This window comes from Phreatobacter sp. (genome assembly GCF_022843985.1).
Taxonomy (GTDB): Bacteria; Pseudomonadota; Alphaproteobacteria; order Rhizobiales; family Phreatobacteraceae; genus Phreatobacter.
The window spans coordinates 160,268-177,985 of the sequence record NZ_JALHMP010000003.1; the positions used below are offsets into that span (position 1 = coordinate 160,268).

Consider the following 17,718-nt stretch of genomic DNA (forward strand, 5'->3'; position numbering starts at 1 on the left):
ACCGCGTCTGTCAGGCACCCGCTTCAGGTCTCTTCTCACTTCTGATATCACACCCTCGCCATTCGACTGACAATGTATCCATTAAACGCAAAACAGTACAGAAAGCGAATTATTGTTTTAAGGTCATAATCAAACTATTTATATTGAAATTTTACAAACTCTGGCTCAGACTTTCCAATCACAACATTACTCTTCCGCATGGGAAATTCGGCGCGATCTCGTCAAACCAAGATGCACTTACATGATGGGTGGTGAGATAATCCGGACGATCTCCGGTTCGCGGACCTGCCTCTGCGGCATGGCGCGGCATCCCTGCGGCGCGCCCCATCGCGACACGATCGCAGCAGCTCATGCGCAGAGCCAACAGCCCCGCCCCAATCTCCGAGAATGCCGGCCGGAGGGCGGGTCCCTGCGTCGGGAGCGATGCCGGGTGCCTTCCGCCGTTCTGGCGCGCGCCGGTTTCACAGGTCGTTACAGAATCACATGGCCCGGCCGTTGCCATGCGATCTCAGAGGGGCGTGGCACGGCATGACGCAATCTGCATCCGCCGCGCCAGTGATGCCCCCCGGGGTCTTGCTGGCCTATGATCCGGACAGCGTGGCCCTTGCACGCGCGTGCCGGGACCTGGCCACCGACATGCCGATCACACAGCTTCCCCACGAAGGCCTGCCGCGCCAGTTGGCGGCCGACGCCTATGGTGCCATCGTCTATTGTGGGGACCTGCGCAACATCGCGACGGCCCGGGCGGTCCGGGCCCATTCCAGTGCGGTCGCCGGCACGTGCCGGCTCTACTTCGGCCTGACACGCTTCGACCACTGGGCGCGCACGCAGGCCTTCGCCTTCGGAGCCAGCGGCGTGCATGCCGTCACATGCGGCAAGGACCTGCGCGCGCTTGTCTCGAAGGTGCGATATGGGTTTTCGCCCGAAACCGCCGACAGCGGCGAGCAGTTCCATGGGATCTTCGCGCTCGGACAGCAAGGCAACCGGCTCAGGGCGGATATGGTCGAGGCTGCCGGCGAGACCGTCATCGACGAGATCGAATCGATCGGAATCGGCGAATGGCTGAAGAGGGTGCGCGAGCATCACCAGGGAACCTATCAGCACTGCATGACCGTCACCGGGCTTGCCGCCCGCTATGGCGGATTGCTCGGGTTTTCTCACCGGGACCAGAAGCACCTGACCGAGGCCGCCCTGCTGCACGACATCGGCAAGGCCTTCATTCCGCTCGCCATCCTCGACAAGCCCGGACGTCTCGACATGAACGAGGTCGAGATCATCCGTGCCCATCCGGTCGAGGGGCACCGCTACCTCGAGGACCTCGCCCAATGTGACCCCATGGTGCTGGAGAGCGTCCTTCGCCATCACGAGCTTCTCGATGGCAGCGGCTATCCCGATGGCCGGAGCGCCGGCCAGATCTCCGATCTGACGCGCCTGATCACCATCTGCGACATCTATTCGGCGATGATCGAACAACGCTCCTACAAGGTCTCGCATACGCCCGCCGCGGCCATCGCGGAACTCGAGGCCATGGCCGGCGCCGGCAAGCTGGATCGGGCTCTGGTGCGCGCCTTCGGCCGCCTGGAGGCCGAACTGGCCTGAGCCTGACATGGACCTGTGGGAAGCTGCGCCGCTGCCGGACGCTGTCCTGCCCGCCTCTTCAGGTCCCCGCCAGTTGCTGCTCGACCAGCCTTGCGAAGCAGCTCGCGCCGATCGGCAGCAGATCGTCGTTGAAGTCGTAGTGGCCGTTATGGACCGGCACCGCCTTGTGGGTCTCGGTCACCTGTCCCAGCAGCATGAAGGCGCCGGGAGCCTTCTCGAGATAGTAGGCGAAGTCCTCGCCGGCGGTGAGCGAAGGCAGGTCGGTCTTGATGAGATCGTCGCCCACCACATCGCGCGCCGCGGCCTCGAAGGCGGAGGCCTCCTCCACCGTGTTGATGGTCGGCGGATAGGAGCGCTTGTAGTCGAGGATGAGCTCGACACCGTGGGCGGCGCAGAGGCCGTTGACGGTCTGGTGGAAGAGCGCGTCCATCGCCAGCCGCGTCGCGGGCTTCAGCGTGCGGATGGTGCCGGACATGGTCACCGTCTCGGGAATGACGATCTGCGAGGTTCCCGCATGGAACATGCCGATGGAGAGCACCACGGTGTCGTGCGGGTCCATACGGCGGCTGACGAGGTTCTGCAGCGCGCCATAGATCTGCACGGCGCAGGGCAAGGGATCGAGCCCGCGATGGGGCTGGGCGGCATGGCTGGAACGGCCCTTCACGGTGATGGTGAAATAGTCGACCGCCGCCAGCACCGTGCCGGGGCGGATGGCGGCGGTGCCGAGCGGCAGGTCCCAGGCATTGTGGATGCCATAGACCTGGTCGCAGGGGAATTTCTCGAAGAGCCCGTCGCGCAGCATTTCGGCAGCGCCGGTGAGGCCTTCCTCGGCCGGCTGGAAGATGAGATGGACGCTGCCGGAGAAGTTGCGCGTCTCGGCGAGATAGCGCGCCGCGCCGAGCAGCATGGTGGTGTGGCCGTCATGGCCGCAGGCATGCATGCGGTTCTCGTAGGTGCTCTTGTAGGGCAGGTGGTCGTTGAGTTCCGGCATCGGGAGGGCGTCCATGTCGGCGCGCAGACCGATCTTGCGGTTGCCCGGCCGGCCGTGGATGACGCCGATGAGGCCGGTCTTGCCGAAGCCGCGATGCACCTCGATGCCCCAGGATTCCAGCTTCTCGGCGACGATGCCGGAGGTGCGGACCTCCTCGAACCCGATCTCGGGATGGGCGTGGAAATCGCGGCGCCATGCCGTCATCTCGGGGTGGAATGCGGCGATGCGGTCGATGACGGCCATGGCGATGGTCCCGGGTGACGAAGTGAGGCGCAAAGGCTAGCCGGCGGCGGCAATAAGGCAATCCTCAATGCCGCTGAACCGGCCCTGCACCTCAGCGGCGGGCGAGCGGCACGGGCACCTGCCGGCCGTCGACCAGGACGCGGGTGCAGGCGAGGCCGAAGACCGTGCCCAGCAGCGCCTCCGACAGGGTCTCCTCCGGCGGGCCGGCCGCCATCAGGCGGCCCTGGTCAAGGACCGCGACCGTGTCGGCGAACCGGGCGGCGAGCGTCAGGTCGTGCAGGACGGCGAGAACGGTGCGCCCCTCGGCGGCGATCTCGCGCAGGAGGCCGAGGACGGCGAGTTGGTGGGCCGGATCGAGGGCGGTGGTCGGCTCGTCGGCGAGGAGGAGCGGCGCCTCGGTCGCGAGCGCGCGCGCGAGCATCACCCGCGCCCGCTCGCCCCCGGAAAGCTCGGTGACGGGCCGGCCCGCAAGGGCTGCGAGGCCGAGCCGATCGAGGGCCGCGGCAACAGCCCGCCCGTCCTCGGGCGTCGCCCGGGAGAAGGGATCGCCATGGGGGAGCCGACCGAGCAGGACGGCGTCGCGCACGCTCAAGGCCCAGGCAAGTTCGGAGCGCTGCGGGAGATAGGCGATGCGGCGCGCCCGTGCCGCCGCGGCTCCCGCGCCGAGCGTCTCGCCACCGAGACGGATGGTGCCGGTGAAGGGCGCGAGTCCGGCGACGGCCCGCAGCAGGCTCGTCTTGCCGGCGCCGTTCGGGCCGACGACCGCGAGCAGGGCTCCCGCCGCGACCGCGAGCGTGACGTCACGCAAGACCGGGTGGCCGCCGAGGGACACCGAGACCTGATCGAGGGCGAGGCCGCTCATGCACCCTCCTCCGCCCGCCGGATATGCAGGATGCGCCACAGGAAGAAGGGCACGCCGACGAGCGCCGTGACGACGCCGGTCTTGATCTCCGTCGTCGCAGGAACGAGGCGCACCAGGATGTCGGCTGCCGTCAGCAGGGCAGCGCCGGCGAGCGCCGACGGCAGCAGGATGCGGGCGGGATCGGAGCCTGCGGCCCGGCGCACCAGATGCGGCGCGACGAGGCCGACGAAGCCGATGGCCCCGGTGACAGAGACCGCAGCGCCAACGCCCAGCGCCAGCCCCGCGGCGACGGCGAGGCGGCTGCGCGCAACATCGGTCCCGAGGCTCGCCGCGACCTCCTCGCCCAGCGTCAGGGCACGGTAGGCCTTGGCCTGTGAGGCGAGCAGCAGCGCGCCGAGCGCCATGAAAGGCCCGGCCAGCGCCAGATGGACGAAGGAGCGGTCCTCGAGCGAGCCGAGCAGCCAGAAGGCGATCTCGAGGGCGGCGAAGGGGTTGGGCGCGAGATTGAGGACAAGCGCCGTGGCGGCGCCGAAGAAGGCGTTGAGGGCGAGGCCCGCCAGCAGCAGGACGGTGATGCCGGCACGCTGGCCGGCGACGAGGAAGAGCAGCGCCACGGACACGAAGGCGCCGGCCATGCCGGCGACCGGCAGTGCCAGCGACAGGGCCGAGGCGCCGCCGAAGGCCAGAACGAGGGCCGAGGCGAAGGCCGCCGCCGCAGGCGCGCCGAACAGGGTCGGCTCGGCCAGAGGGTTGCGCACGAGCCCCTGCAGCGCGGCGCCGGCCAGGCCGAGCGTCGCCCCGATGGCCAGGGCGAGCAGGGTCCGCGGCAGCCGGATGTCGGTGACGATGATGGCGGCCGTGCTCTCGCCGCCAGCCAGCCCCTGCAGGACTTCGGCCGGCGGCAGCCAGACGGGTCCCGCCATCAGCGACAGGCCGGCGAGGAGGATGCACAGAAGGGCCAGCGCCGCCGTCACGTCATCTCCCCGGCGGTCAGTTGCGCCGGAAGGTCAGATAGCACGGCGTGCGGCCCTCGCGCAGCGCCTTGGCCTCGTAGCGGGTCGACTGCCAGTTCGGCCAGGGCGTCTTCCAGTCGCTCGCCGTCTCGGCGGCAAAGGTGAAGTCCGGAGCGCGCAGGACATGTTCCAGCGTCCAGGCGGCGTAGTGGTCGATGTCGGTGGCGAAGCGGAACTCCCCGCCGGGCTTCAGGATGCGGGCGAACTCGGCGACGGTGTGGTCGCCGACGAACCGGCGCTTGTGATGGCGCGTCTTCGGCCAGGGATCGGGATAGAGCAGATAGACGAGGTCGAGCGAGGCGTCCGGGAACCAGGGCAGGAGAAGGCCGGCATCCTTGGTGTGCAGGCGGACATTGTCGATGGTGCCGCGGTCGATCTCGGCCAGCATCTTGGCCATGCCGTTGACAAAGGGCTCGACGCCGACAAAGCCAAGGCGGGGGAAGGCCGTCGCCTCGCGCACCAGATGCTCGCCACCGCCGAAGCCGATTTCCACCACATAGCCTGCGACCGGGCGGGGAAAGAGCCCGGCGAGATCGCAGGGCCCGGACGGATCGACGCGCAGGCGCGGCAGCAGGGTCTCGAACAGGTCGGCCTGGTGCGCACGCAGGGGCTTGCCCTTGCGCCGCCCGAAGAAGGAGCCCTGCCCCGCGAGGCGCTTGTCGTCGGTCATGATCGAATGCGGTGTCCCGGACATCCACGAAGTCTGCTGGCGCATCCGGTTACAAGTCGCGGATGCCCGGGACAAGCCCGGGCATCACGCAAGGTGGGCGGCGCCGGCCAACACAACAGAAAAGGGGGCCAGGGGCCCCCTTCCCTTCAACATGCGGACCGTTCGCCTCAGGCGGCGACGGCTTCCTTCAGCTTGGCGACGAGGTCGGTCTTCTCCCAGGAGAAGCCGCCATCACGGGACGCCTTGCGGCCGAAATGGCCGTAGGCCGAGGTGCGGGCATAGATGGCCTTGTTCAGGCCGAGATGCTCGCGGATGCCGCGCGGCGAAAGATCCATGACCTCGGCCAGCGCCTTCTCGATCTTCGCCTCGTCGATGCCGGCCTTGCCCGTGCCGTGCAGGTCGACATAGATCGACAGCGGCTTGGCGACGCCGATGGCATAGGCCAGCTGGATGGTGCAGCGGTCAGCCAACTTGGCGGCGACGACGTTCTTGGCGAGGTAGCGCGCCGCATAGGCGGCGGAGCGGTCGACCTTGGTCGGATCCTTGCCGGAGAAGGCACCGCCGCCATGGGGGGCCGCGCCGCCATAGGTGTCGACGATGATCTTGCGGCCGGTGAGGCCGGCGTCGCCGTCCGGGCCGCCGATGACGAACTTGCCGGTGGGATTGATCCACCACTTGCAGTCCTTGGCGATCTCCAGGCCCTCCAGCGTCTCGCGGATCACCGGCTCGACGATCTTCTGGACGTCCTTCGAGGTCAGCTTTTCGTCGAGATGCTGGGTCGACAGCACGATCTGCGTGACAGCGGCGGGCTTGCCGTTCTCATAGCGGATGGTGACCTGGCTCTTGGCGTCCGGGCCAAGCTTGCCGCAATTGCGCTCACCGGCCTTGCGGTACTTGGTCAGGTTCTCGAGGATCTTGTGGGCGTAGTAGAGCGGCGCCGGCATGAGTTCCGGGGTCTCGCGGCAGGCATAGCCGAACATGATGCCCTGGTCGCCGGCACCCACGTCCTTGTTGCCGGCCTCGTCGACGCCCTGGGCGATGTCGGCGGATTGCGGATGCAGCAGAACGTCGATCTTCGCCTTCTTCCAGTGGAAGCCGTCCTGCTCGTAGCCGATCGCCTTGATCGCCTTGCGGGCCGCCGACTTGAACTTGGAGGGATTGACGACCGGATTGCCGTGCGCGTCCTTCACGACCTTGCCGTCCTTGCCCTTCTTCAGCAGCGAATCCGGCACGCGGACCTCACCGGCGATGACGACGCGGTTGGTCGTGGCCAGCGTCTCGCAAGCGATGCGCACGGAGGCGGCGGGAACGCCGGCCTTGGCAGCCTCCTTGAAGACCAGGTCGACGATCTCGTCAGAGATGCGATCACAGACCTTGTCCGGATGGCCTTCAGACACGGATTCCGAGGTGAACAGGTAGGAACTGCGGGACACGAAACGTCCTCCAGAAGCAAAGGCCCGCGGTTATGGCGGGGCGAGGCGCCGTCGTTATCGGTGGCACCATGAACCGGATTTGAACATCCGCGCGCCTGAGAAGCCGCGCGGCTGCCGGGGACGCACGCATCGTCCGGCGCCCAAGACGGGCGAGGTTCTGGCAACAGCTTGTTCGGCGGTCAAGTCCGAATATGGCAAAAAGGCCGGTTCGTTCGCAAAAAAGAACGTCCGTGACCTTTTTCTCCGGCGAAATCCGATGTCAGGCGGATTCTTCCTCGTCACCAGCGAAGGCGCTGACGAGATCGACGATCTTGCGGCGGACCTTGGGATTCTTGATGCGGATGAACGCCCGGTTCAGCGCAAGGCCCTCGCTCGTCGACAGGAAGTCCGACACATAGGACGCTGCGGCGACGTCTGAGAAGCCTCCTTCAGGGGCCGGTTCACCCGAGGGTGCGCCCTCGAAAAAGAAGGAGACGGGAACCGAGAGAATGGCGCCGATCTGCTGGAGCCGGCTTGCGCCGATTCGATTCGTGCCCTTCTCGTATTTCTGCACCTGCTGGAAGGTCAGGCCAAGGCGCTCGCCCAGTTTTTCCTGGCTCATGCCGAGCATCATGCGACGCATGCGCACTCGACTTCCAACGTGCTTGTCGATCGGGTTCGGGGACTTCTTCACTACCATCAAAGACTCTCCGTGCCTCCGCACGCCTTCAAGAAACCCACCCGAGAAGCCCCCCGGCTTCGCAACGTCGCCTGTATGGTCGAACGCCGCAGTGCGACCATATCACCCACATCACGCGGTACCAAATGCCGACGGGAGGGGGGCACTCTGGCATCTTTCAGTTTGCTTATGGCTAATTGTGCAGATCGTTACAAGTAAATTGACGATCGGCCTCGGCGTCAGGTCGGATGCAGACCCGTCCGGCGGCTCCGCCGCAGCAGGATCAGGACCAGACCAAGGGCGGCGACGGCCAGAGGAACGTGGCCGGCACGTGCAAAAAAAGTGGGTTGGAGGGCTTTTGGCAGATCCGCATCGAGAACGTCACGGGTGCCCAGCGGCAGGGCACGCAGCGTCCGGCCCAGTGGATCGACCACCCCGGAAATCCCACTATTTGCGGCACGAATCACCGGCAGCCCCTCTTCGATCGCGCGCACGGCGGTCTGGTGCATGTGCTGGAACGGCCCGGGCGTGAAGCCGAACCAGGCATCGTTGGTGAGGTTGAGGAGCCATTGCGGCCTGAGATCGGCGGCTGTGGCGGCACCGGGAAAGATCACCTCGTAGCAGATAAGGATGCCGACCGGCGGGATCCCCGGCACGAGAAGCGTGCGACGACGGTCACCGGCGGAAAAACCGCCGCGCTGGCGCGTGATGGCTTCCAGGCCAAGCGACTCCAGACGCTCCTGAAACGGCAGATATTCCCCAAAGGGAACCAGATGAACCTTGTCGTAGGTCTGGTTGATGACCCCGTGGTGGTCGATCACATAGGCCGAATTGAAGACGCGCGGCTCGCTTCGACCGGGCAGAGGCTCGTCCGGACGCGCGGCGCCGGTGATCAGTGTCACGCCCGGCGGGATCAGGTCGGCGATCTTCGACAGCGCCTCGCGATCCCAGATGAGGAAGAAGGGGAAGGCCGATTCGGGCCAGATCAGGTGGGTAACGTCACGCAGGCCCGAGCGCTCCGGCGAGGTCGCCTTGTCGGAGAGTTCGGCGTAGCGGGCGAGGATCTCGTCACGGGCCTCCGGACGGAAGCGCTGGTCCTGGGGGATGGCCGGCTGGACGATCCGCAGCTTGACGCCGGGGACGAAGGCGATCTCCGTCGCCGAAACACGCCAGCCGCCGAACAGCGCCAGGCACATCAGCGACAGCACCGCCCCGGTCGGCACGGCGAAGCGCACGGTGGGCGTCGCCTCCTCGTCCCCCATCACGGTGGGGGCCGCGAAGACGAGAATCGTGATCAGAGTCAAGCCGTAGACGCCGACCAGGGCGGCACCCTGGGCGAGCCAGACATACTGGGTCAGGGCATAGCCGTAGAGGTTCCAGGGAAAGCCGGTCAGGACCGTGCCACGCAGAAATTCGGCGAGGGTCAGGCCGAGGGCGAGTGCCAGGATGCGCCGCGCGCCCGGACGCCAAAGGAGCCGCGCCACCATCGCCCCGAAGGCCGTGAACAGGGCGAGACCGGCCGGCAGCAGCATGACGGCGGCCGGCAGAAGCCAGGCGAAACGGTCGGCCTCGACGAGGAAGGCGGCACCCACCCACCAAAGACCGGCGAGGTGATAGCCGAAGCCGAACCACCAGCCCGTCCGGCCAGCGGCGAGCAGCGTCCGCCAGCCGCCGCCCGCGGCGGAAGCGCCGTCGAGCAGCCAGACGAGAACGGGGAAGCTGACGGCGAGGACCGGAAAGACGCCGAACGGCGGCATGGCGAAGGCGGCGAGGGCGCCGGTGCCGAAGGCCAGCCCCGTCCGCTTCCATCCCCAGGCGAGGATGACCGTGCGCGCCAGACCGCCGACCGTCACGGGGCGGCGCCCGCATGGGATCGGGGCGAATCGGGCAATGTTCCGCTCATGGGCCCCGTGTCCGACAGCGCGGCCACGGGGTCAAGCGGCCCCCGCTCAGGTCTTGTCGCCGCGGCCGGGAACCGGCGGCGGCGACACCGCTTCGGACTGGACGGCAGGTGGCGGCAGCATCTGCCCCGCCACAAGGGATGCGGCGGGAGGCGAAGGCGCGGCGGCCGGTGTGGAGGCCACGGCCGCGACGGCGGCCTGCTCCTCCTCGTCCTTGCGGCGGCCACGCGCGGGCGGCCGGCTGATCAGGCCACGACCGCGGGTGATCTTGACGCGCTTCACGCGGCGGGGATCGGCGTCGACAATCTCGAATTCCAGTTCGCCAGGGCCGGCAACGAGTTCGCCGCGCACCGGCACGTGGCCGGCAACCACCGTGAGATAGCCGCCGATCGTGTCGACATCCTCGGTCACATCCTCGCCGGGATCGAAATCGGGGCCGAGAACCTCGCGGACCTCGTCGAGGGTTGCCCTGGCATCGGCGATGTAGGCGCCGTCGGCGAGCTGCGCGATGGTCTTGCCATCGTCGACGTCGTGCTCGTCCTCGATGTCGCCGACGATGCTCTCGACGATGTCCTCCATGGCGATGAGGCCGTCGGTGCCGCCATATTCGTCGACGACGAGCGCCAGCTGGATCCGCGTCGCCTGCATGCGCGCAAGCAGGTCGATGGCGGGCATGGAGGGCGGCACGAAGAGGATCGGTCTGATCAGCCGCGTCCCCGACAGCGACACCTTGAGGTCGACGGCACCGAGATCGAGACCCGGTGCGATCTTCCCAGCGGCGGGCTTGTCGGCCGCGGCGCCGGCCTCGGCCTCGCTTGCCCGCGCGCGCCGCTTGCGCGTCGCCTTCTTCGCCTCGGCAAAGAGGTGTTTCACCAGGTCCTTGATGTGGACCATGCCGACGGGATCGTCGAGTGTATCGTCGAAGACGACGAGCCGGGTATGGCCGGCATCCTCGAAGGCCTGCATCAGGTCGGCCAGGGAGACATCCTTCTGGACCGCCATGATGTCGGCGCGCGGCTGGGCGAGATCATTGACACGGCTCTCGCGCAAATCGAGGATATTGCGCAGCATGGAGCGCTCTTCCGGCGAAAAGCCGGCGGCAGCGGGCGCATTTTCCTCGAGAACATCTTCGAGATTCTGCCGCGCCGAGGTCTGTGTCCTCAGGCGCAGTCGCGCCATGAGCCGGTCGATCCAGCGGTCGTGCTTGTCTGCGGCACGCTCGGGCGGCGGTCTTGGACCCTCCGCAGGCTGTCCGTTCGCAGGGGTCGACGTGGAAGCGGCCTCGGCCGCGGTGGTTCGGTATCGACTGTCGCTAGGGTCGGGCATGGGTTCCGTCGGGCATCATCCGCCCGGTCGCGTGGGGATCGCTGATTCCAAGAGTCGCAAGAATGGAGGTTTCCATCGCCTCCATCGCCACGGCCTCAGCCTCGGACTCGTGATCATAGCCTAAAAGATGCAAGAGGCCATGGATCGTCAAGTGGGTCAGGTGGTCGGACGGGGTCAGGACCTCCTCGCCGGCCTCCCGGACGAGGGTCTGGTAGGCGATGACGACGTCGCCGAGGAGAGGCCCCCGCGGCGCCGGAAAAGACAGCACGTTCGTGGGTTTGTCCTTGGCGCGATACTCGCGGTTCAGGCGCTGGACCATGGCATCGTCGGCGAGCGCCACCGACAGTTCCGCATCCGCGGGGATCGCGACGTCGCGCCGTTCCGAAACGGCGGACACGGCCCGGCGGACGATGTCCTCCGCCGCCGGAAGGCCATCCCACAGGTCGGAGAGGATCGCGATGTCCGTCCGGATCGCGGCCTCGTCGTGGCCGGAAAGGCTCATGGCTGACGCATGCGCCGCGGCTGGTGGGGCGCGGCATGTTCGCCCGCCCGGGTCGCGGCCTCATAGGCCCGGACGATGCGGCCGACGAGTTCGTGGCGCACTACATCATCCTCGGTGAAGTAGCACTGGGCGATGCCATCGACGGTCTCGAGGAGGTCGAGGGCTTCCGATAGGCCCGACTTCATGCCGGGCGGCAGGTCGACCTGGGTCGGGTCGCCGGTGATGATCATGCGCGAGTTCTCACCGAGGCGGGTGAGGAACATCTTCATCTGCATGGATGTCGTGTTCTGCGCCTCGTCGAGGATCACCACGGCATTGGTGAGGGTGCGGCCGCGCATGAAGGCCAGCGGGGCGATCTCGATCATGCCCGACTGCATGCCGCGCTCCACCCGCGGCGCGTCCATCAGGTCGTAGAGCGCGTCGTAGATCGGCCTCAGATAGGGATCGACCTTCTCCTTCAGGTCGCCGGGCAGGAAGCCGAGGCGCTCGCCGGCCTCGACCGCGGGACGCGTCAGGATCAGCCGGTCGACCAGGCCCTTGTCGAGCAGCGCCACGGCCTGCGCCACTGCGAGCCAGGTCTTGCCGGTGCCGGCAGGGCCGATGCCGAAGACCAGTTCGTGGCGCTTCAGGGCGCGGATATAGCCGTCCTGAGCGGGGGTGCGGGCCCGGACCGTCCGCTTGCGCGTGACGATCTCCTCGTGGCCGAGACGCGGCGCGCCGTCGGCCTCGAACAGGGACCCCTGGGAGGTGGTCATGCGGATGGCGCCGTCGACGTCGCCGAGGGTCAGGTCCTGGCCGCTCTTCAGCCGCGCATAGAGATTTTCCAGCACGACCTTGCCCTGTTCGCAGGGATCGGCGGGACCGACGAGGTTGACGAGATTGCCGCGGGCGGTGGCGCGAATGCCGAGCCGCTTTTCCAGGAAGGCGAGGTTCTGGTCATACTGGCCGAACAGGCGGCTCGCGAGGCGGTTGTCGTCGAAGGAGAGGGTGATCTCGGCCTCGGCCGTGTCGTCATGGGTCGCAAGCCAGGGAATGTTGCGTCCGCTGTCCGGGCCAAAGCCGCCCCCGCTGGGATTTTTCAACCGCGCCGTCCTCTTGTCCTGGGTTGAGACCGCTCACTCTGCCGCATGCACTGCCATCATATGGGCATCCGCCGCGAGAACGCCATCCAGGGAGTTTGTCTTGGCCCCGGTGATTCGCACAGGGACGATGCTGCCGATCACAGACGACGGTGCGATGACCTGGACCGGCGAGAGATAGGGCGAGCGGCCGACCATCTGCCCCGGCTTGCGGCCGGCCTTCTCGAAAAGGATGTCGACGGTGCGGCCGATGAGGCTCTCCTGGAAAGCCTGCTGCTGGGCTGTCACCAGCGCCTGCAGCGCATGAAGCCTCTCGGTCTGCAGCGATTCCGCCACGTGGCCGTCCATCTCGGCACCGGGCGTTCCGGGCCTTGCGGAATAGGCGAAGGTATAGGCGGCGGCGAAGCCGACCTGGCGCACGAGGTCCATCGTGTCGGCAAAATCCGCGTCACTCTCGCCGGGGAAGCCGACGATGAAGTCGGAGGTGAGCGCGATATCGGGCCGCGCCTGGCGGATGCGGTCGACGAGGCGCAGGTAGTCGTCGCGGGTGTGCTTGCGGTTCATCCGCTTCAGCACGGCCGTCGAACCGGATTGCACCGGCAGGTGCAGGGAGGGCATGAGGCTCGCCAGGTCGCGATGGGCGGCGACGAGATCGTCGCTCATCTCGCGCGGATGGCTGGTGGTGTAGCGCAGCCGGGCGATGCCCGGCACATCGGCGAGGCGGTGGAGGAGCCGGGCGAGCGTCCATTCCGAACCCTCCGGCCCCGCCCCGTGATAGGCATTGACGTTCTGGCCGAGCAGGGTCACCTCGCGCACGCCCGATGCCGCCAGTTTCTCCACCTCGGCGAGAATCTGCGTGATGGGGCGGGAGACCTCGGCGCCGCGGGTATAGGGCACGACGCAGAAGGTGCAGAACTTGTCGCAACCCTCCTGCACGGTGACGAAGGCGGTGAGGCCGCGGGCGCGGGTCCTGGCTTCGCTCGCCGCCGGCAGGACCTTGAACTTGTCCTCGACGGGAAATTCGGTGTCGACCACACCGGGCGTGACACCGGCGCGGGCGACGAGGTCGGGCAGACGGTGATAGCTCTGCGGGCCGACGACGAGATCGACGACCTTGGCGCGCCGGACGATCTCCTCGCCCTCGGCCTGGGCGACGCAGCCGGTGACGCCCACCATGACCTTGCGGCCCCTTGCCCGCGCCTCCTCCTTGATGACGCGCACGCGGCCGAGTTCGGAATAGACCTTCTCGGCGGCGCGCTCGCGGATGTGGCAGGTGTTGAGGAGGATGAGATCGGCCTCCTCCGGCGTCGCCACCTCGCGATAGCCCTCAGTGCCCATGACGTCGGCCATGCGCTGGCTGTCATAGACGTTCATCTGGCAGCCATAGGACTTGACGTAGACGGCCTTGGTCTGGGTCTTTTCGGCGGTTTCGCTCATCAGGGGCTCCGTTGGCCGGTGCTATAGCGGGTTCCCGAAGGGCCGTTAAGGGGGCGCCATTGATGTCACAATCGCGTGATCTCCCGCCGCATCTGCCGAACCATGGACAGATTCCTGGCGTAAGATCACGTTTGTCACCATCGGCGGAGATGACCCATGCATGTCCTGAAGACGGTTGTCTTGTCCGGAGCATTGCTCGCGGCAAGCCTTGCGGGCGCCCAGGCGCTGGAAGGCAACTGGCTGCGCGGTGACGGCAATGCCCGGGTGCGCATCGCCCCCTGCGGCGACAAGGTCTGCGCCACCAATCTGTGGATCGGCGACACGAGTTCCGGCGAGGAGGTGGGCGACCGGCTGGTCATGACCCTGGCCCCCAAGGGACCCGGGAAGTTCGAGGGGACGGCGTTCGACGTCAAGCGTGGCCGCAACTACAACATCATCATCACCACCAGCGGTGATCGTCTCAGCACGCGCGGCTGCATCCTCGGACGCCTTCTGTGTCGGGAAGTGACCTGGACGGCCGCCCGCTAAGGGGCGGCGATCGGAAGGGGGCGTCAAAGGTCAGCGATCACCCCGTCAGCCCGCATCCAGCGGCGTCGTTCCTGCCGGAGACCCGTCGGCGGCCAGCGTGATCTTCTGGACCCGCGCCTCGGCGTCGCGCAGCAGCGCCTCGCAGCGCTTCTTCAGGGCCTCGCCGCGCTCGTAGATGGCGATGGAATCCTCGAGCGGCACGTTGCCGCCCTCCAGTTTCTGGACGATCTGCTCGAGTTCGCCGAGCGCCTTCTCGAAGGAGAGGGCCGCGACATCGGCATGGGGGGCGGCGCTCTTGTCGCTCATGGGCACTCCCGGGGAATCGGCTGGGGTCAGCCGCGCATCAATGCCATGACATGGGCGCCGACGGAACGGCCGAGCCCCTCGAGGTCGTAGCCGCCTTCCAGCACCGAGACGACACGGCCGGAGCAGGTCTCGTCCGCCACCTCCATCATCCGCTTGGTCGCCCAGGCGAAATCGGCTTCCGTCAGGTTGATGTTGGCGAGCGGGTCGCGCTCATGGGCATCGAAGCCGGCCGAGATCAGCACGAGATCGGGACGGAAACCGCGCATGCGCGGCAGGATCACCGTGTCGAAGGCCTCGCGGAAGGCGTCGCCGCCGTCGCCGGCGCGCAGCGGCGCATTGACGATCTGGTTGTGGGCGCCGGTCTCGTTCAGCGCGCCGGTGCCGGGATAGAGCGGCATCTCGTGGGTCGACAGATACATGACCGAAGGGTCCGACCAGAAGATGTCCTGGGTGCCGTTACCGTGGTGGACGTCGAAATCCATGATGGCGACGCGCGTCGCGCCATATTTCGCCTGGGCGTGTCGGGCAGCGATGGCGACATTGTTGAACAGGCAGAAGCCCATGGCGGTCGCCGTCTCGGCATGGTGACCGGGGGGGCGGGTAGCGACGAAGGCGTTGCTGACCTTGCCGGCCATCACCTCGTCGACGGCGAAGACGGCGCCGCCGGCGGAGCGCAGCGCCGCCTCGTAGGACCCGGGCGACAGGGTCGTATCGCCATCGACGTGGACGAGGCCGACGAAGGGCGTGGCATTGACCAGCTTTTCCACGAATTCGGGCGGATGGACGCGCAGAATGGCCTCGGCGGAGGCTTCCGGCGCCTCGTCGCGGGCGAGGTCGGCGAAACGCTCGTGCTCCAGGACATGGGTGATCATGCGGAGACGGTCGGCGCGCTCGGGATGGCCGAAGGGTGTCTGGTGCTCCAGGCACTTGGCATGGGAAATGACGAGTGTGGTCACAGCGGCCGGCCCTTCCATGCACTGTCACGGGGCGCAGAGGCCTCGCCGCCGCCCATCCCGGAATGATTAAAGCATGGGGCGTCCCGCGCAACGGGGGGGCCCCACGCAAACGTGATGGCGCTTGCCGTTTTCCCTGTTGGTGCATCGCAAAACATGGTTTCCCCCCTCGCATCGCCTGTGTCAGGCTGATGACGTTCGGCCACTTGCTCGGGGTTTTTCATGATCCGTGCATTGATCCTTGTCGTGTTCCTGTCTCTCGCCGGGCCCATTGCAGCGCAAGCCCAGAGCCGATCCGCCGCCAGCGAAGTCGATGTGCAGATCGTGCTGGCGGTCGACATTTCCTATTCGATGGATCCCGAGGAGCAGCGCCTGCAGCGCGAGGGCTACGTCAAGGCGATCACCTCGCCGGAGGTGCTCGATGCGATCCGCAAGGGCCTGGTCGGCAAGATCGCGGTGAGCTACCTGGAATGGGCCGGTCATCACGAGCGGCAGGTCGTCATCGACTGGCGGATCATCGACGGGCCGGAGAGCGCCCAGGCCTTCGCGGCCGAACTGCAGTCGAAACCCTATCGCCGGGCCTTTCGCACCTCGATCTCCGGCGCCATCCAGGCAAGCGTCGACCTTCTCGAGAAATCAGGCCTGCGCTCGCTGCGACGGGTCATCGACGTGTCGGGCGACGGCTCCAACAACAACGGCCCCCATGTGGAGATCGCCCGCGACGACGCCCTCGCCAAGGGCATCGTCATCAACGGCCTGCCCATCGTCATCCCGCGGCAGAACACCCGCTATGTCGATATCCCCAATCTCGATGCCTATTACCAGGACTGCGTGGTCGGCGGTCCCGGCTCCTTCGTCATCCCCATCACCAACCCGGAGGAGTTCGTCACGGCGACCCGGCGCAAGCTGATCCTCGAAGTCGCTGGCATCACACCCGTCTGGCCGCTGCCCGGGGGACCCTTCGTCGTCCCGGCCCAGGCCCAGAAGGTCGACTGCCTGGTCGGCGAACGGATCTGGCGCGAGCGCTGGGAGCGGAACTGAGCGCAGCGCGCCAGGGCCGCCCGCGACGGCGCGGGCGTCACGCCGCGCGGGGGGGGGGCATCAGAGGCTGACGAGGCGGATGGCCGTGCCCCAGGGATCGGCCGTCGCGAAGCCGCCGGACAGGGCGGTAATCCCGGTGCCCGCCGAGGCGAGCCTCGCCTGCTGCGCGTCGAGGATGGCGCGGTCCTTCACCTCCAGCGAGAACCAGGCGATGCCTGTTGCGTTTGCATCGCGGGCGCCGGCGCCCTGGCTGCGCCAGGCATTGATGCCGAGATGATGGTGGTAGCGGCCCGAGGAGAGGAAGGCCGCGCCGCTGCGCTGGCGCGTCGTGTCGAGGCCGATCGCCGCGCCGTAGAAGGCCTGGCCGCGGGCGACGGAGCCGACGCGCAGATGCATGTGGCCGATGCGCAGGCCCGCCGGCGCGGAGGCATAGTCGCTGACCTGGGTATTGGTCAGGCCGACGAGGTCGTCGACATCCAGCGGATCGGTGGTCATGGTGACCGCATCGCCGTCCCAGCGCCAGAGGTCCGGGGCGCGGTCACTGTAGACCTCGATGCCATTGCCCTCGGGATCGTCGAGATAGACGGCCTCGCTGACGGCATGGTCGGCAAAGCCGGTGAGCCGCACGCGGTTGCGGGCGACATGGACCAGCCAGCGGGCCAGGTCCTTGCGGGTCGGCATCAGGAAAGCGGTGTGGAACAGGCCGGCCGTGCCCTGGCGCTCGAAAGGCGCCGACGGCCGCTCCTCGAGCACCAGCAGCACATGGCCGCCGGCACCGAGCCCGACGCGACCTGGGGCGGTCTCGATCACCGAAAGGCCGAGCACGTCGCGGTAGAAGCCGGAGACGAGGGCGAGGTCGCGGACGACGAGGGAGACCTGTCCGACGCGCATCGGCGTCTGGTGGGCGAAGAGAACCGGAGCCGGCTCCGTCCGCGGGCCGGCGGCGACGCCCTCGGCCCGCGCCGCCGCAACCGCCGCAACCGACAGGCTGGCGGCGCCTGCCATCTCCAGCAGCGCACGGCGCGTCATCCCCGCATTGAACGCCATCGTCCCGTCTCCTGCCTGTCCAAAAAGCCGCGTCGCCGGTAGCATGGCGGAAGGCCAGCACGCATTTCACGTCCACGTCAGGACCGGTCATGGAATCGTCGATCGCGGCGCTGGGCAGTCCCGCGACCC

Annotated in this window: 17 protein-coding genes; 3 read left to right on the top strand and 14 right to left on the bottom strand. The window is 67.6% G+C overall.

Annotated features, from left to right (window positions below; translation table 11 throughout):
• The first annotated feature begins 636 nt into the window (after positions 1-636).
• Positions 637-1,599: an HD domain-containing phosphohydrolase gene (locus tag Q0C57_RS03185; RefSeq protein ID WP_296571971.1), complete on the top strand. Its 963-nt coding sequence runs from the start codon at positions 637-639 to the stop codon at positions 1,597-1,599.
• Between the two features lie 58 nt (positions 1,600-1,657).
• On the opposite strand, the gene Q0C57_RS03190 is transcribed toward Q0C57_RS03185, so the two are convergent.
• The 11 genes from Q0C57_RS03190 to miaB all read right to left on the bottom strand — a co-directional run bounded on the left by Q0C57_RS03190 (position 1,658) and on the right by miaB (position 13,714).
• Complete coding sequence (locus tag Q0C57_RS03190; RefSeq protein WP_296571974.1) at positions 1,658-2,833, bottom strand: M20 aminoacylase family protein; 1,176 nt, start codon at positions 2,831-2,833, stop codon at positions 1,658-1,660.
• Positions 2,834-2,924: 91 nt separating this feature from the next.
• Positions 2,925-3,695, bottom strand: a complete 771-nt coding sequence (locus tag Q0C57_RS03195; protein ID WP_296571977.1) for an ABC transporter ATP-binding protein — start codon at positions 3,693-3,695, stop codon at positions 2,925-2,927.
• Positions 3,692-4,669, bottom strand: coding sequence for an iron ABC transporter permease (locus Q0C57_RS03200; RefSeq protein ID WP_296571980.1), 978 nt, complete (start codon positions 4,667-4,669; stop codon positions 3,692-3,694). Before Q0C57_RS03200 ends, Q0C57_RS03195 begins: the two co-directional genes overlap by 4 nt.
• 16 nt (positions 4,670-4,685) lie before the next feature.
• The gene (gene trmB / locus Q0C57_RS03205; protein ID WP_296571983.1) at positions 4,686-5,402 is read right to left on the bottom strand and encodes a tRNA (guanosine(46)-N7)-methyltransferase TrmB; all 717 of its coding nucleotides are present in this window, start codon (positions 5,400-5,402) and stop codon (positions 4,686-4,688) included.
• A gap of 143 nt (positions 5,403-5,545) precedes the next feature.
• Positions 5,546-6,811 carry a methionine adenosyltransferase gene (gene metK, locus Q0C57_RS03210; RefSeq protein WP_296571985.1) on the bottom strand — a complete coding sequence of 422 codons (1,266 nt, stop codon included), beginning with the start codon at positions 6,809-6,811 and terminating at the stop codon, positions 5,546-5,548.
• 259 nt (positions 6,812-7,070) lie between these two features.
• Positions 7,071-7,490, bottom strand: a complete 420-nt coding sequence (locus Q0C57_RS03215; protein ID WP_296571988.1) for a helix-turn-helix domain-containing protein — start codon at positions 7,488-7,490, stop codon at positions 7,071-7,073.
• Positions 7,491-7,708: 218 nt separating this feature from the next.
• Positions 7,709-9,322: an apolipoprotein N-acyltransferase gene (gene lnt / locus Q0C57_RS03220; protein WP_296571992.1), complete on the bottom strand. Its 1,614-nt coding sequence runs from the start codon at positions 9,320-9,322 to the stop codon at positions 7,709-7,711.
• Positions 9,323-9,418: 96 nt separating this feature from the next.
• The gene (locus Q0C57_RS03225; protein WP_296571995.1) at positions 9,419-10,549 is read right to left on the bottom strand and encodes a hemolysin family protein; all 1,131 of its coding nucleotides are present in this window, start codon (positions 10,547-10,549) and stop codon (positions 9,419-9,421) included.
• Positions 10,550-10,682: 133 nt separating this feature from the next.
• The gene (gene ybeY, locus Q0C57_RS03230; protein ID WP_296572000.1) at positions 10,683-11,198 is read right to left on the bottom strand and encodes an rRNA maturation RNase YbeY; all 516 of its coding nucleotides are present in this window, start codon (positions 11,196-11,198) and stop codon (positions 10,683-10,685) included.
• Positions 11,195-12,232 (bottom strand): PhoH family protein, encoded by a 1,038-nt coding sequence (locus Q0C57_RS03235; protein WP_296572145.1) that lies wholly within the window; start codon positions 12,230-12,232, stop codon positions 11,195-11,197. Before Q0C57_RS03235 ends, ybeY begins: the two co-directional genes overlap by 4 nt.
• Positions 12,233-12,313: 81 nt before the next feature.
• Positions 12,314-13,714, bottom strand: a complete 1,401-nt coding sequence (miaB, locus tag Q0C57_RS03240; RefSeq protein ID WP_296572002.1) for a tRNA (N6-isopentenyl adenosine(37)-C2)-methylthiotransferase MiaB — start codon at positions 13,712-13,714, stop codon at positions 12,314-12,316.
• Positions 13,715-13,870: 156 nt separating this feature from the next.
• Here miaB and Q0C57_RS03245 point away from each other — a divergent pair, with 156 nt between their 5' ends.
• The gene (locus tag Q0C57_RS03245; protein WP_296572005.1) at positions 13,871-14,242 is read left to right on the top strand and encodes a DUF2147 domain-containing protein; all 372 of its coding nucleotides are present in this window, start codon (positions 13,871-13,873) and stop codon (positions 14,240-14,242) included.
• Positions 14,243-14,287: 45 nt separating this feature from the next.
• On the opposite strand, the gene Q0C57_RS03250 is transcribed toward Q0C57_RS03245, so the two are convergent.
• Together Q0C57_RS03250 and Q0C57_RS03255 are read right to left on the bottom strand one after the other, a co-directional pair.
• Positions 14,288-14,548 carry an exodeoxyribonuclease VII small subunit gene (locus tag Q0C57_RS03250; protein WP_296572007.1) on the bottom strand — a complete coding sequence of 87 codons (261 nt, stop codon included), beginning with the start codon at positions 14,546-14,548 and terminating at the stop codon, positions 14,288-14,290.
• A gap of 26 nt (positions 14,549-14,574) precedes the next feature.
• Positions 14,575-15,504, bottom strand: a complete 930-nt coding sequence (locus Q0C57_RS03255) for a histone deacetylase family protein (RefSeq protein WP_296572011.1) — start codon at positions 15,502-15,504, stop codon at positions 14,575-14,577.
• 219 nt (positions 15,505-15,723) lie between these two features.
• Here Q0C57_RS03255 and Q0C57_RS03260 point away from each other — a divergent pair, with 219 nt between their 5' ends.
• Positions 15,724-16,542, top strand: coding sequence for a DUF1194 domain-containing protein (locus tag Q0C57_RS03260; RefSeq protein WP_296572016.1), 819 nt, complete (start codon positions 15,724-15,726; stop codon positions 16,540-16,542).
• A gap of 60 nt (positions 16,543-16,602) precedes the next feature.
• On the opposite strand, the gene Q0C57_RS03265 is transcribed toward Q0C57_RS03260, so the two are convergent.
• A complete protein-coding gene (locus Q0C57_RS03265; protein ID WP_296572019.1) occupies positions 16,603-17,589 on the bottom strand; it encodes a VOC family protein in 987 nt (328 codons plus the stop codon).
• Positions 17,590-17,718: the final 129 nt, after the last annotated feature.